11 protein-coding genes are annotated in these 15,531 nt (G+C 56.3%); 5 read left to right on the top strand and 6 right to left on the bottom strand.

Features of this window, described 5'->3' with window-relative positions; all coding sequences use genetic code 11:
* The first annotated feature begins 679 nt into the window (after nt 1-679).
* Complete coding sequence (locus SFX18_05695; GenBank protein MDX1962625.1) at nt 680-1,366, top strand: hypothetical protein; 687 nt, start codon at nt 680-682, stop codon at nt 1,364-1,366.
* Nucleotides 1,367-1,600: 234 nt separating this feature from the next.
* Here SFX18_05695 and SFX18_05690 read toward each other — a convergent pair whose 3' ends face one another.
* Nucleotides 1,601-2,542, bottom strand: a complete 942-nt coding sequence (locus SFX18_05690) for a hypothetical protein (protein MDX1962624.1) — start codon at nt 2,540-2,542, stop codon at nt 1,601-1,603.
* 984 nt (nt 2,543-3,526) lie between these two features.
* Nucleotides 3,527-4,540, bottom strand: coding sequence for a tetratricopeptide repeat protein (locus tag SFX18_05685; GenBank protein ID MDX1962623.1), 1,014 nt, complete (start codon nt 4,538-4,540; stop codon nt 3,527-3,529).
* Between the two features lie 382 nt (nt 4,541-4,922).
* On the opposite strand from SFX18_05685, the gene SFX18_05680 reads away from it, so the two are divergent.
* Entirely contained in the window at nt 4,923-5,363 is a 441-nt protein-coding gene (locus SFX18_05680) for a hypothetical protein (protein MDX1962622.1), read from the top strand.
* Nucleotides 5,364-5,415: 52 nt separating this feature from the next.
* Here SFX18_05680 and SFX18_05675 read toward each other — a convergent pair whose 3' ends face one another.
* Together SFX18_05675 and SFX18_05670 are read right to left on the bottom strand one after the other, a co-directional pair.
* A complete protein-coding gene (locus SFX18_05675) occupies nt 5,416-7,263 on the bottom strand; it encodes a heavy metal translocating P-type ATPase (GenBank protein ID MDX1962621.1) in 1,848 nt (615 codons plus the stop codon).
* 259 nt (nt 7,264-7,522) lie between these two features.
* The gene (locus tag SFX18_05670; protein MDX1962620.1) at nt 7,523-8,014 is read right to left on the bottom strand and encodes a GNAT family N-acetyltransferase; all 492 of its coding nucleotides are present in this window, start codon (nt 8,012-8,014) and stop codon (nt 7,523-7,525) included.
* A 218-nt stretch (nt 8,015-8,232) separates the two neighbouring features.
* Here SFX18_05670 and SFX18_05665 point away from each other — a divergent pair, with 218 nt between their 5' ends.
* The 3 genes from SFX18_05665 to SFX18_05655 all read left to right on the top strand — a co-directional run bounded on the left by SFX18_05665 (nt 8,233) and on the right by SFX18_05655 (nt 10,283).
* Nucleotides 8,233-8,460, top strand: a complete 228-nt coding sequence (locus SFX18_05665; protein MDX1962619.1) for a hypothetical protein — start codon at nt 8,233-8,235, stop codon at nt 8,458-8,460.
* A 251-nt stretch (nt 8,461-8,711) separates the two neighbouring features.
* Nucleotides 8,712-9,764, top strand: coding sequence for a tRNA-dihydrouridine synthase (locus tag SFX18_05660; protein MDX1962618.1), 1,053 nt, complete (start codon nt 8,712-8,714; stop codon nt 9,762-9,764).
* 180 nt (nt 9,765-9,944) lie between these two features.
* Nucleotides 9,945-10,283: a hypothetical protein gene (locus SFX18_05655; GenBank protein ID MDX1962617.1), complete on the top strand. Its 339-nt coding sequence runs from the start codon at nt 9,945-9,947 to the stop codon at nt 10,281-10,283.
* A 448-nt stretch (nt 10,284-10,731) separates the two neighbouring features.
* Here the strand turns inward: SFX18_05655 and SFX18_05650 are convergent, their stop codons facing one another.
* Entirely contained in the window at nt 10,732-13,275 is a 2,544-nt protein-coding gene (locus tag SFX18_05650; protein MDX1962616.1) for a VWA domain-containing protein, read from the bottom strand.
* A complete protein-coding gene (locus tag SFX18_05645) occupies nt 13,272-15,521 on the bottom strand; it encodes a BatA domain-containing protein (GenBank protein ID MDX1962615.1) in 2,250 nt (749 codons plus the stop codon). The genes SFX18_05650 and SFX18_05645 overlap by 4 nt, the downstream gene beginning before the upstream one ends.
* Nucleotides 15,522-15,531: the final 10 nt, after the last annotated feature.

Raw genomic sequence — 15,531 nt, 5'->3', positions numbered from 1 at the left:
AAACGTCACTCCGCAAGAGGTCCGCCGGGTCCAAGATCTTATCAACCACAGACCCCGCGAATGCCTGGGCTTCCAAACCGCCCACGAAGTTTTTTACGCTAGCTCCTAAACCCGCGTTGCGTTTGAGTTTGATGTCCGCCTTTATTGGGGTGTGCAAGCAATAATCGTCTTGATTGCATTACTAATACTTTATGAAGGGCATTTGCCGCATTTTAGCTTAATGATAGCTGTTTTACTGCTTTTTAGGTTGTGTTATGAGCTGGTATATTGCCAATAGTTGTCACCGGATTATGGGAGTACGCAGTGTGCGAGACACGTCACTAAATCGAGCAAATCAATCACACTTTATGCATATTGTTATGAAAACTAGGATTTACCACATTGTCGTTACTTTAATTCTAGGAATGCTTTATCGATATATGGCATACACAGGAAGTGCGCTCGGAATTATTTGGGGAATTGAGAAAAGTAATTGGTTGATGATAGGTTTTAGTCTTCTAATCCTGGCCACAGTTGTATCGAGTGATTTTCTAGTCTTGCGGACCAGTGTGCTTGGCAAAGTAGCCAATTGGAAAAAGCGTAAAATTTAAATGAACTGTTTCCCGCCGCCGCGTGGCCAAGGAACAAGTTCCTTGGGTGGCCGGTCTTTAAGTGTAACTCAATGAGGAGCGATACAAAGGTGAAGACGAACGATCACGACCCGCCGATTGTACCAATCACTCAACCAAACAAGGAAATTGTCCTGACTACTGACGATCCATACTGCAAAAAGTCACTATGGATTATAAAAACAATATTTTACGCTCCATTAATTGCGATCATTATGTCAGGTTTATTGAGGGTGACAATTGCCCCAGGCGAAGGTCTTATCATTGTCGCAAGCGGGGTCTGTTTACTTTTACTTTTATTTTTATTTCTCAAGTGGCTTTTATTGCTCGGTAAATGGACTATGAATGACTTCGAAATTTCTTACTTGAGTCCGGATGGGCCGTTGATAAGAATTGCCTGGCATGATCTCAAGCAAGTTATCTGGAAGAATTACGGTGTAATATTTTATGGCAATCAAGGGAAAAAGATTGAATTGCGATGGAAAATCTTTCCTACGAACAAAGTCATTGAAGCAAAAGCGTTTATACGCTCAAAAGTTTTGACAATCACCGAATCTTGGCTGCGAGGGTGGAAATCCTGGTTGCCGCTTTTTGCTGCCCATTGTGCTATCTGGGTTTATCTGTCTGTTGTTATTGCAAATAGCGATTGGAGTCAGAACAATCCGACGCTTGCAGTGTTCGTTATAATTACAGCATTACTCATTGGGTTGTTGCCGATTTCCCTACTGCTTGTGAAGGCGTCATGGAGGCGCAGTTGAGTGTTTTCTCTACTCTGCGGTACTTTCCAAACGTGTTGGGTGGCATCGTGGAAGCTTTCCTATTCGACCTGTCTTGGCTCGGCGGATTGCACAGAACCTTGTTGACGTGTCCGTAGTACATGCAGCCCAGTTGATGGAGCTTAAATTTTAAATGAACTGTTTCCCGCCGCTGCGCGGCCAAGGAACAAGTTCCTTGGGTTGCCGGTAGGTTCGCCAACCGGAGCTAACCGCTCTCTACTCTTCCGGCTTCTGTTCCGCGACTTTTTTTGCGTAAGCTAACCGCAGATTTCCCAGAAAATACATTCCAACGAAATTCAGCGCAAGACCTCCGAGCAGTATAAAGTAAAACCAGTTTGGGTCGGTCATTGCAACGCTGATTCCCATACAACCGAGCATCACTAACATGATCAATAGTCCTGTTCTTGCATCGGTGACCTCCTCAAAGACCTTCGGATAAGGCGTGTTGGGTGCGTGGAACCAATTTCCCGTTCTCCAACGACGCCAGACATAGTCAGCGACGTTTAGCAAGATTAAGAGATAAGGAAAGCAGGCTAAGAATATTTTGGCATACTCTTTTACTCCGAGATAAGTGATAAGCTTAATCACTCCGACGAGTCCAAGAATCCCCAAGATAGATCCAAAGAAAATGAAAGCCGTGTACAACACCCGTTTGCGCCACTTCTGCCATCGTCGCTCCGGCGTTTCAATGTGGTTGGCGACGAATTCGTCCCAGCGGACTTGCAGTGATTCGTCGATCAATCCGCGCAACAGTTGAATTATCCGCTCGCGGTTTGCTCGTCCAAACAATTCCAGGTCGATGACCACTTCTTGCTTCCCGTCGCTGATTCGGACCTGCGATCCATTCCAGAGCAGTCCCCGCACGTCAGCTATTTTTAGGTGTTTCATTCCCAACCATCCCCGGTTGATAATTTCCGTATCGCTGATGGATAGGTGATAACGGAGAAATATCCACAGGAACCGACCGCCCCCCCAGCCAAACAGGCAGAGGAAGGGCAAATTCATAATCAGAAAGGCGACAGGCGCAGCGACTTTTGGCTCCGCGTCGAACATCGCACTGCACAGCACTGCACCGCACACGGTCACTGTCAAACCAAAAATCCCCATCAGCAGAAAGTAAAGCCGCGCACGGAATGTAATCGTTTTTGGCTTGGGCATGATGGCACCTGTGGCTACGCTGGGGGGAGGCGCTGACGAAGTTTCCCTTTTCAATCAGTATTGACCATTGCTGGCAGGCTGCATTTCCTTGCTCCAATCTGCATCCAATATCAGTTATGTTGGTTGGCACTGGCAATTTGCCAGCGTTTGCCAGAATGGTTGGCAAGTTTAGTCGTTAGGATATTTATCATAGAGACACTACCTGCCCTTTTCCACCAGTGTATCGTCGCGATTTACCAACCTGGGCACTGGCGGAACGCCAGTGGCCCCCGACTATTTCGCAAAATGGCCGGGGCTTTTGGGTTGTGCTGGTGTGAGCAAGGAAATGGATGTCAGCAAAGACAGGGCAATGCTAGAATGAAATAGGGGTATTTTGTTTGTATCAGCTTGCCACCAGGAAGAATCGCGGATTTGCAATCTCAACCGAGACCTTTGGATGAATCCAGATAACGAAAAGCCTATCATCCACCAAATTTGGCCCATCATTCGCACTTGCCTTATCAGCATTGTCGCGATCGGTTCCCTCGCTATAATTACAGCAGTTTTTAACTTGGCACCGCAGCAAGTTCCTGTGTGGCGAATAACTCTTGCCGCAGTGTTTCTCATCGCGGTATATCTAGTCATGCTGTTGATTTGGATTCGTTTCGGACCTCATACTCAAAGTTACCTGTGGTATTTCTGGCAATGGGGATCTTTAATCTTTTTCTTGATTATCATGCACTTTATCATCGAGCTCGTTTATTGGTAGTTAGAATGGCGTAATTTAACATCATTGCAGTTGACCTGTTTGAGTCGCGGGTGGCTCAGGTTGGTTGCCAAAATGAGTCCCGGAATCGCAAGAGGATCTAGATGGGAGGATGAACCAAAAAAGGATAAATTTGTACCGAAATATTTACCCGCACATGATTCCCTCTGGTCGCTGCGCGACACCGGTAGGCTGCGCCAACTGGTGCTAACCGCTGTTACTCACTAGCGGCATAATGCCTATTTTCGCACATCCCGATAGGCGTGCCCCTTATTAAACGCCTCTCGCATGTTTTCCCGCATTCCCTTGTTTGCCGTTGAATTCAGTTGATTTGCTTGCTCTAGGTATTCGAGTGCCTGGGGGAAATCGCCATATTCGGCATACGCGACAGAGAGATTCTCAAGCTCGTTGTCATCTTTCCAATCTGACAGTTCACACGCCTTGATCGCCAGTGCGACAGCTAGCTTGCCATCGCGGTGCTTATCTTCATCACAGGTGGCGTAGATTCGCGCCAGGCTTCCGTACGACAACGACTGTTGCGGGGCAAGGCGTATAGCTTCGCGATAGTCGGAAATCGCCCTACCGTACTCTTTTACGGTGTTCCATGTTATTGCACGGTTATGAAAGGCCGAAAAATCCCGGGGATCAAGTTTAATGGCTTTGCTAAAATCCTTAATGGCCTTGTCATACTGTCGTAGTTCGGACCAGGCATTCCCGCGATTGACAAAAATTCCAGCATTTGTCGGATTAAGCGTCAGAGCCTCGGTAAAATCGGCGATAGCCTTGTTGAATTCCCCCTTGTGGAGCCAAACTAAACCGCGGCTATGGAAACTGTCGGCGGTTAGTTTCAACCGGATTGCTTCGTTAAAATCAGCCAAGGCATTGTCTTGTTCACCTAGGGAAAGCCAGACTTCGCCACGCCCTTGAAAGAGCTTCGCTTCTGTCGGATTAATTTTGATTAAATTCGCAAGCGTATCAATGGCGGCACGATTCAGCGGAATCGCCTGAGTTTGATTCAGCCATCCATGTTTGTGATGTTTAAGGTAGAGCTTGCCATCCTTGATTGCGAGTACCCGCAGAACCAACCCGGGCCAAACCTTATCGGTTTTGACCTTTTGGTCCCACAGTTCGCCCGCCTGGATGATCACCACTTCTGCGCCAACGCGAAGTTCCTCCGCGCTTACAAGCCGCAATGATATGCTCAATGCAAGAAGCAGCGGAATGATAAAACGCTTCAACATCATGCGCCCCATAACGTCATCCCCGTATCCGTAATTTATTGAGGAACTATCATATTTCTAAATCCCCAGCCGCCCAGGATCGACAGCAAATGGCTTGTATTTTTTCGTTTGGCCGCGACCTTGTCAATGTTTTAGCTATGACCATTCCCATTAACGAGAGTGGTTGTGATTTGGGAACGTCCATGCCACATAAAACTCGGGATTTTGCCTAACATATGGCATTCCAACCACTTATCCGGCATTTTCACCGCTGGCGTAGCCCTTTTCAATTATTTCCCCCTTTTTTTCGCGCACCTGGTAAGATTTATCCCAGGCCGTCGAATACCTCGTTAATGCCCAGAATCCGTGCGGTGCGGGGGGGACGCCCGGTTGTATCGTTCACCAGGGGAGAAATATGTCACAGGACATTCGCTATCAGCCCAAGTGTTATTTTGCATCGGATGACTACGCCGAGTCTTTTTGGGGTAAATACATTTACATCTACCAGGGGAAGGGAAGTTTGCGGCTCACGGACCGTTCGCTCTGTTTAGAGGGTTGCCCGGAGGAGTTGGAGATCCCTTTTCAAGATATCAAATGGATTAGTTCCACCAATTTTTCGCTCTGGACCAAACCCTTTGGGCTCAGCCGACTGACAATTTGCTATCGGTCAGCATCGGAAAGCAAAATTGTACATCTGATTCCGCATAACTCTCCCTTTGATCCCACCTGGGTGACCAGTGAGTTGGTGCAGAGTTGGCTGCAAACCCTTTCCCAGGTGGAGCAGTTGAGTGATCGGGTGGAATATTCGCAGCCGGCGTCAGAAACGACATCCGCTGGTGTCGGGCAGGGTTGGTAATTCTTTCCCGGCGTTTCCGCGCCGCACGGCGTAGGTCTGTCTGGCTGGGGAATCAGTTGGCAGCGACCGTGGGAGGCGGGCTGGATAACTTGGCGGCTCCCTCGGCCCCTGCTTGATAATCGGTCAGCTTCCTTGGCGGGGCCGAAACACGTAGCGCGTTGAGGATCGAAAACACATCGATCACTTCCTGGGTTACCGCGCCTAGTACGGGCGATAAAAGTCCCATCGCCGCAAACCCCATCGCCGCCAGGCTCAGGCCCATTCCCCCCAGCGCGCTTTGCAGCGCGACCGTCCGCATCCGATGTCCGATATGGATCAACTCATCGACTTTACTGAGCGAGTTGTCCAGGATGACCGCTCCCGCCGCTTCGCTGGTCACTTCGCTCTTTTGCCCCATCGCCACGCCGACCGTCGCCGCCAGGAGCGCCGGGGCGTCGTTCACGCCGTCCCCCAGATACAGCGTTTTTGCCCGGGCGGTCTCTTCCCGCACAATCGCCAGCTTTTGCTCGGGGGTTTGGCTCGCTAGAACATCCCGAATTCCCACCCGCTGGGCCAGGTAATCAGCCTCGGATTGGCGGTCGCCGGTCACCAGCATCAGCTTGGTGATGTTATGCTTTGGCCCCAAATGATGCACAAAGCTGACCCCTTCCGCGCGGGGTTCGTCGCGAAACTGATACGTCGCCGCGTATTGGCCATTGATCAGGATCACGCATTCCAGTCCCCCGGTGACCGGCGGCAGTTGCGCGGCGAGGGCGGGTTGCAACGCCAGCAGTTTTTTTCGATGCGTGACTTGAATTTCCCGTCCGGCCACGATGCCGGTCAGCCCCTGCCCCGGCGGCTCCCGCAGTTCGTCGGCGTGTTCGATCTTTAGCCCCCGCGCTTGGGCGGCTTGGACCACGGGCAACGCCAGGGGATGCCGGGAATATTGTTCTAGGCTGGCCGCCGCGCGCAGCACGTCGTCGGCTTGAAACCCCGGCGCGACTAGCTGCGCGGTCAGGCGCGGCTCGCCATAGGTCAGCGTGCCGGTTTTGTCAAAAATCATCGTGCGGCACTGGCCGATCTGCTCGAGGATGGCCGGATCGCGGATGATGATCCCCCGCCGCGCGGCCAGCGAAATCGAACTGATGATCGCCACGGGAATCGCGATCAGCAAGGGACAGGGAGTCGCGGTCACCAAGACCGCCAAAAAGCGGATCGATTCGCCGCTGATCGCCCAGGCCGCGCCGGCGATTGCCAGGGCCAGGGGCGTATAGTACGCCCCCAGTTGATCGCCCAGCCGGCGTAATTGGGGGCGGTTGCTTTCGGAATCTTGCATCACGCGCATGATCTTGGCATAGCGGGAGTCGCTGGCCAGTTTGGTCGCGCGAATGGTCAGTGCGGCTTCGCCATTGATGGCCCCGGAGTAAACTTCGGAACCGGTTGATTTAGACATTTTGTAAGGCTCGCCGGTCAGGTACGCCTCGTCCATGACGCCATGTCCGGCGACGACGATACCATCCACGGGGCAAATTTCGTGGGGCAAGACCAGCAAGGTGTCGCCGATGGCAATTTGTTCCAGCGGCACCGCAACCAGTCCCGCGTCTGTCTGGCGATGGGCCACGGTCGGCATTTGCTTTGCAAGAGCCCGCAGGACCGACGACGCCGTGCGCACGGCATAGGCCTCGAGGGCTTCACCCCCGGAAAGCATCAGGACCACCAGCGCGCCCGCCAGATACTCCCCCAGGATGACGGCGGTGATGATGGAGATTCCCGCCAGCAGGTCGGCCCCGAACTCTAGCCGCCAGACATCACTTAATAACTCGGCCACCAGGGGAAGCCCCCCCAGGCCCAGCACCACCCATAGGGGCCAATGGGACGCGACGGATCCGGCCGGTGTCACCAGCCACAACAAGAGATACATCGCGATCCCGGCCACCGACAGGACGGAAATCGCCAATTGGCGACCCGCCCAAAGGTAGGAAAGAAACGGGGGGATGGTGGGTGGCAGTGTTAAGTTGGGCAAAATTTGGTTTCCCCATAAGCGGGTGGGCGGTGGGTGGGCGTCGCCGGTACAACGGGCGGGCCGACAGTAGCGTGGTGATTACAGAAAATATCAGCCACTATTATTCACGATTGGCTTTTTTAGGATAGGGCCAACTCCCGGCGATGTGGAATAGCCCTCACCCCTCACCCCTATCCCCTCCTCCTCGTTCCCAGCGCCAGACCAAGCCATCCTCCGGGTCCACTACTTGCCCCGTGCACACAAAACCGCATTTGGTCAGCACCCGCGCGGATGCGTTTGTCTTTTCTAGCGTATGGGCGATGACCCGGCGCACCGCTGGATCGTGGAGCGCGTACTCGGCCAGCGCGGCGGCGGCTTCGGTGGCGTACCCCTGGTTTTGCTGGTCGGCAGCGATACCGTAGGCCAGTTCCACCGTTCCGTCCGGCGTTGGGGGACCTTTAAACCCGCAACTACCGATCTTTTGACCCGTGGCTGCTAGCCAGATGACAAACCCATGAATGTAGGGGGCCGATTCGGGGGCTTGCCGGACCAGATCGAGCCATTGGGGCGAAAGCTGCGCCCGCACATCGGGGGGCTGCTGGTCGATCCAAGCTAGTGTTTCTGTCCGTGATTGAGGGATCAGTTTTAGCCGGGAGGTGGAAAGGGTCATGGCGGGGGGGTGGTATTTGGTTTCTAGTATTTAGTTTATTGTTTTTCTAATCGACGTGATGACAACTTGCAAATTCTTGTTCACTTACAGAAATTGAAGGGTGACACCATCATCTTGCTGAAAGATAGCGAAACGTTGGTTGTCGAGATACACTAGTATGAATGCCACGGTATCAGTCGCCGGGAAATAAAAATCAAGCGAGTTATTGAATAACGCTCATGCCTAGCCCCCTCATACAAGGGGTTTGCGTCCAAAACCACGGGTATGCCGCGGCCATGGAATTGCGCAAGATTTTCCGATTTCTGGATGATCTCGTGGCCGAGAAACGGGGCTTCGGGCGAGTGATCGATGACTCCGAGGAGGATTATCTTTATCCCGTCCGGTACTTTGTGCCGATCGAAGTCCCCCGCGCGGGGGCAAAAGCTTTTGTGGCAAAGTCAAAGTAATTGCTTGCAGAAAGCGAAATTTTTCCATAAACATAGTTCATGAATCGGGCCTTTGGCCCTACCAATTATACTTTCCATGAACCTAGGGCGACGCTGCGCTTGGCTTAGGCTGGGATCGGTTGGGCCTTTGGCCCACAAGGATGTCCCCCTGCCCCTGCCCCCTAACCCTCCTCCTCCACCTCCCGTCCCTCGTCTCTCACCCCTCACCTCCCGTCCCTCGTCTCTCGTCCCTCACCCCTATCCCCTCGCCCATGTTTCCTCCCCTCCAGATCGGCAATGTCCGCATCGGCCATCCCGTCGTCCAGGCCGCGCTCTCGGGCTATTCCGACTGGGCGATGCGGGTGCTGGCGCGGCGGATGGGCGCCCCGTACACCTTGTGCGAGGTGATGCTCGACCAGTTTTTGCTGGGGCATAGCCACTTTAAGAAAAACCAGGCCCGCATTCGCGTCACGGACGAGGAACATCCCGTCGGCGGGCAACTCATGGGGGCGGACCCGGCGGATTTTGGGCCGGCCGCCGCCCGGCTGGTCGAAATCGGTTTTGACATTATCGATATCAACTTTGGCTGCCCGGTCAAAAAAGCCCTCGGTCGTTGCCGTGGCGGCTATCACCTGGGCCAGCCGGCGGTCGCGCTAGAGATTGTCGACCGCGTCCGCGCGGCGGTGCCGCCGCATATCCCCGTCACGCTCAAAATGCGCCGCGGCTTGGATGATACGCCCGCCAGCCGGGACAAGTTTTACACCATCCTGGACGGGGCATTTGCCCGGGGGGCGGCGGCGATCACGGTGCATGGACGAACCGTGCGGCAGGGATACATCGGCCCCAGCCGTTGGGAATTTCTGAGCGAGGTCAAACGCCACGTGGGCGACCGCGTGATCCTGGGGAGCGGGGATTTGTTTACCCCTCAAGCGTGTGTGGAGATGTTGCAGCAGACCGGCGTCAACGGCGTGACCGCCGCGCGGGGGGCGATAGGCAATCCGTGGATCTTCGCCCAGACGCGGGCGCTGTTGGCAGGGGAACCGCTGCCGCCGCCACCCAGTACGCACGAGCAAAAAGGGGTGATTGACCGGCATTTTGACCTGGCGGTGGAGTTGTACGGCGGGGACATTGCGGGGAGGCTGATGCGCAAATTTTGTATTAAATACGCGCGGTTACACCCGGCGGGGGTGGTGGTGCGGGACGCCTTTGTCGCGGCGAAAAACATAACCAAGATGCGCGAGGTGTTTGATCTGTATTACACGGACGATCTGCCGGGCCGCCACCCCGACGCGGACGAAGTGGACCAGGTGCAGGAATGCGGATAGATTAGCCCGTGGCGTAAGCCAGGGAATTGTATCACATTAGCCCGCCGCGTCAGCAAGGGAATTGTATCGCACTTAGCCCGCCGCGTCAGCAAGGGAATTGAATCACACTTAGCCCGTGGCGTCAGCAAGGGAATTAAATCACACTTTGCCCCTTGCATACGCGGCGGGCTGAAAATACCTATGGATCCTAAAACGCTCGCCATCCTGGTTACGATCTTCTTTAGCGTCGTGGGCGTGGCGGGGGATTACTTTCTCAAGCTAGCTAGCGGCCAGGAAAACTCGCTCCGTTCGCCGTGGTTTTATGTGGGATTTGCCCTATATTCCGCCACGGCGTTTGGCTGGGTGTTTGTGATGAAGCACCTGAAACTAGGAACGATCAGCGTGTTGTATTCGATCTCGATGGTGATTTTACTCACGGCAGTCGGCGTGGTCATTTTTCGCGAAACACTTAATTGGTACGAACTGGCGGGAATCGGGATGGCGATCGGGGCGTTAATGTTGTTGGTGCGATTTGCATAGAGCAGTGATGTTTATGGCGCGCTTTAACGGTGGGGTCGGATATCGTGGTCGTCAACAAATTACAATTGTTGTAAGCTGAACTCGACTAAGATTCCCGTCCCCGTGAGGGTTGACATCTGAAGAGGGTCGCTACCTGCAGGGTGTCAGGAGTCTTCCTTGGACTGGTGTACCAGCCAAAGTCGATTGCACAGCGTCGGACTCCCGACCCCGGCGTTACGTCAAACCAAAAACTCTCGTCCCTCATAGCAGACCGCCGATACCATCGGCGGCTTTGTTTATTTTTCCACGCCCCTCGCCACGGACCACCACCCCTTGTCTTCCGTCTCCCGTCTCCCGTCTCCCGTCTCCCGCCTCTCGTCTCCCGTCCCTCGTCTCCCGCGCTCCTGTCCCTTGCTGACGCTGCAGGCTGAATGAGATGCTGTTCATCTCACGGAGTGAGATGGCTACATTAGACCAGACCCCAGCGCTTTCTGAGCCACCATTCGAGAATAAAGCACGCCAGGGCGCAGGCCAGGATGGGCCAGCGGTTCCACAGGGGAAAGGGAGGCAGGCTTTCGGCGGGGAGGGGGCGGCCAGGGGGAAGTTCCTCCCACAGTTTATCCGCTACGGCCAGCGGATAATATTTTCCCTTGGACTGTTCGGCCGCCGCGATCAGTTCCGCGCTGTTCAGTTGGGTCCGTTCACGCTCGCCCGGCGGGGGTCGGATGCGCCAACCCGCGGTCAGGTTGAGCTTTCGTCCTTCGTCGCGCACCCGCGCCAGGTACTCTCCCGCGGGCAAACGGGTCAATTCCGCCAAGAGCGCGGCGGGATTGTCTTGTTTGGCTAGCAGCGTCACCGTGCGCTCTGTGCCATCTGGCAGTTCCAGCGTTAACGGCAATTCCCCCAGGCCCGCGGCCAGTGATTCATCGGCAAAGCGAACTTCCACCAGCACCGGCTCGCCATCTTGGTATTCGTCTTTGTCGGTAAGCAACCGCGCGGGCTGGTCGCGAGAGACCAGTTTTGCCCGGCATAGGTAACGCAGGGCCTGCGTCCAGTAACGGGAAAAGATCTTTTGGCCCCCCCGCGCCTGCCAGCGCCAAGTTTCATCGCCGGCATGCATGAGCACCTTGCCCGATCCGCTTAAGCGGAACATGATCAGCGGCCAGGGTTGGCCATCCGGTCCCCGCGCGGTTGGGTGCACGGCCAAGACCTGCGTCGCGGGACGAAGCTGGCGGCATTCCAGCCAAGCGGTCCAGGGCTGCAGAGCCCGCCACAGGGACTGCGTTTCCGCCACCGTTGCCCCTAACTGAAAAAAGGGTTTTCCCAGGCCCAGCTCTGTCGGTTGAACGCGAAATTCTTCGCTGGGGGGGGCATCCGCGGGCAAGGTCAACAACGTGCCGTCCTTGGCCGGATCGGCGGGACGAACGAGGCCGCTGGCTGACCACGCCGCCGCCGTCGGATCGATGGGCAGCAAGTCCGCCAAGGGTTCATTTCCCCAATCGCTGGGCCAATGGTTTTGGCCAGCCAAAAAAATCACGTTTCCCCCGCGTTGGGCCACGTATTCGGCCAGCGCGTTTTTTGTTCCCCGGGCAAACAGTTCGAGTTCCACATCGACCAGCGCCACGCAGTCAAATTTGGCAAACTCGGCGGCGGTTTCCGGCAGGCGGGCCTGGGTGATCAATTCGCCCGCTTTATTGGTCTCTAAAAAATCGGGATCGGCCGATTGCAAATGACTGCGCAGCTCGATCGAGTTTTCCCGCAGCCAAAGTTCCTTGAGATAACGATAATCATAGCTGGGCTGGCCCGCGACCAAGAGCACCCGCAACCGTTGGTCACGGACATGCAGGACGTGCGCGCGGCGATTATTATCGCTCCGCTGTTCACCGGGCAATACCGGCAAAGCCAGCGTTAACTCATAATCCCCCACCGCCGGAGGACGCCAGGTCAGGCGCACCCGCGCGCGTTGGCCGTTGGCGGGAAGGGGGACGGATTGTTGGACCAAAGGTTCCGGGGAATTGGTCGCGGAAAGAATCAACTCGACGGTTTGCGGGGCAAACCCGCTATTGGCCACCGTCGTCTCCAGCGTGATGGCGTCCCGCACAAAGGCGTATTCCTCGGCGGTGATCTCCCCTAGGGCCAGGTCTTGCATCTCGGTCGCGCCTCCGACGCCCACGGTAACCAACGGCACCCCCTGGCGACGGGCGGTGGTGGCGGCGGCCGAGATTTCCGGCCCGCTGGTGGTGACGCCGTCGGTAAAAATCACAATGGCGCTGGGGGGATTGCCCCGGCGTTCCTCTAGCAGTTGCAGAACGCCAGCCCCCAACCGGGAGGTCTTTCCCACTGGTTGGACGGCCTTTAGCAATGCCAGGGGGTCGGAGGTTTTATTCGCGTCAGCGCCACTAGGCAACTGATCCGGCGGGGGAGGCTGTTTTTCCGGAGGGACGGGGGACTGATTGACAGGGGAATTCGCTAACTTGCCAAATTCATCCCCGGCGACCGGCCGCATGACTTCGCTCAAGAGGTAAATCTCGGGTCGATAATGCGCCTGCAGGTCCCGCCAGCGGCGCCCCTGATGTTCCAAAAGCAGTGTCTGCGCTAACGCCAGACGCGTGGGCTGGTCCAGCCCCGCACTGGCAATGCGCTGCTTCCAGGCGGATTGCTCGGCGGGGGTGGTTTGGGGTTCCACCAACGCCATGCTGGCGGAATCATCAAATACAATTACCAGCGTGGGGAGGCCGGTCCGTTGCCGCAACACGGTCCACTGCGCCAGCATGAGAATCAAGCAGGCATAGGCCAGCATCCGCAGGCCCCACAAAAATCCCCGGCGAAGTTGGGGGGCGGATTTTTCGGTGGAATAAAGCCAGGCGGCAAATCCCCCCGCGAATAACAACACCAGCAAAAGCAAACTTGGCAACCAAGATGCCGTTCGTTCCCACGACCAAACCCAATCCCCCGCTTGTTCGGAGGCGGGTAAGAGCCACTTCCACCACCAGGCGGCTTGTTGATCATTCATGACGCATTCCTTCCCAGACTCCAGGCAAGCCAACTTTCCCCCACCGCCAGGGCCAAGGCCAGCCAGAGCAAATATTCGTGCAAGCCGCCGCGCTGGTAAAACAACCCGCCGCTGGCCAGGGGATCGGTCTCGCTGGCGTTAACCTGCCATCCCGTGGGCCATCCCGCCGGTTCATAGGGGGTGAGGTCGCTTTCCCGCGTATCGACATTGACGGCAAATAGTTCCGGCGGATGCTCGGGTGAGAGCGCCTGGTAGATGCCGCTGGCTGGTAGGGGATCGGACTGCCAGCGTTGCCACGCGGGGTCGCGCGGATCGACTTGGGTTTGGAGCGGAACACGAGTGCCGGCAGCTGCGGAAGTGGAAGGTAAATCGCCGGATGGGGGAACCTCCGTGGGTTTGTCGACGGGTTGCAAGGTTGCCGGCAGGGGATCGCCGGGGAACCAGGGACCCGCCAGGGTTTCATTAACGATAATTTGCCGTGTAAGATTGTCCTGGGCTAATTGGTACTCCAAGAGTGACTGCACAATCGGTTGAAAACTTTGCAAGGCGGGCATCAACGACCAGGGGCGCGCGGGTTGTTCATTACCGCTGGCGGCAACCTCGAGATGGGGGGGAATAGCGACCATGGCCGTTCCCCGCCAGGCCCCACGTCCAATCACGACCAGCGGATCGCCGGTCCCCTGCACCGCTAGCGGTATTTCAACGTTGGCGGATTGCCGGGGGCTTAACCGCCAATAAGCATAGAGTGGTGTTTGTCGCAGTCCCGCGCGTTCTTGACCGGCAAAAATTTTGGCGATGGGATGTTTGTATTCACGGGGATCGATTCGCCAGGCGGTCTCCCCCGCGGCTTGTTGTTCCCCTATTTCCGCAGGCCACAGGGAAGCTTGATCCGGGGTTGCCGTCGGGAACAAAGCATCCGGACGGGCACGCGGCCCCAGCCACCAAGCCACCTTTCCCCCACGGGCCAGATATTCGCGCAACAGACGGTGTTCGGAAGGGGAAAGGCGGGCCACATCGGCCAACCAAATCGCGTCAAATTTAGTGAGATCCAGCGTCCCCCAGGCGGCCTCGGTGGCGACCTGCGCGGTGACTCGCGGAGAGGCGCCGGGACCGTCCCCCACCGAGATCGCCTCCAGGGCATAGCGCAAATAATTCGCGGAAGGGGGAGCCGCGGGACCATTAACGATCAGCACCCGCGCTTGTTCGCGCACGTGGCACACGGCAAAACGTTGATTATCCGTCGATAAATCATCTCCCTGACAGCGCAACGTCAAGCCGTGCCAGCCCCCCTGGCCAAAGCGATGCTCCCACGCCAGCGATTGCGCGGCGCGGGGGGCTAACGTAAGCGTCCATTCCTGGTGTAAGACGCCAGCAACCAAAAACTCGACCCGCACCGTTTGCGGGCGGTTGCCATAATTTCTCAGCGTGGCCGACAGCGGGATGGCTTGGCGGACAAACGGCAAGGATGCGCCGGGTGTCAGGCTTTCCACAGCCACGTTGTTGGGCGTGGTTGTACCGACATCCCACACGCGAATCAGGGCGTCGTCCCCCCCGGCCAGCGATAGTTGTTCGAGCGCCGCGCTTCCTGGTGGTGTTTGCAGGGATTGCCAGCTATTGCGGCCCAGGTCGGTGACAATTTCAATCCTCTGGCGGGGATACGCACTGCCGCGCACGGCGGGAGATTGCAACAGTCGGGAGAGCGCGGTAAGCGTGGCGGGGACATCGGCGGGGCTTTGGCTGAGCTGCACGGCTTCGATTTCGCGAAGCACGCTGGCCCGCGCGGGAGTCGGTTGGGAAATAACCACGCGCGGCGCCGACCCCATCTGAATGAGACAAAAACCGTCTCCCGCGCGGGAACCCTCGACTAATTTGACAAGCTGGTTTTTAGCCAGACGCAGGCGCTGTTCCGCGGTTTCCACGGCTCCCAACGAGTAGGAAACATCCACCACCAACAGTGATAGCGTCGGTTGGTTCTCCACCGGGGTCAGTTGGGTGGAGTTCCAAAAAGGGCGGGCGGCTGCCAGCGCGATACAGGCCAGAATCAACATCCGCAGGGCCATGAGCAGCCATTGCCGCACGCGTAAGTGCCGCGCTTGTTTATTATAGGCCGCGGTCAAAAACCGCATGGCGGCCCAGGGGATTTCCCGACGTTGCCGCCGCCGCCAGAGGTGCAATATCAACGGCGCAAGGGCGGCGGCCAGCCAACCCAAGAGCGCCGCGTCGGTAAATCCCCAGGCAAATAACATGGCCCGCGCG

The sequence above is a fragment of the Pirellulales bacterium genome (assembly GCA_033762255.1).
Classification (GTDB): Bacteria; Planctomycetota; Planctomycetia; order Pirellulales; family JALHPA01; genus JANRLT01.
This window is presented reverse-complemented; position numbering and strand designations above follow the sequence as displayed.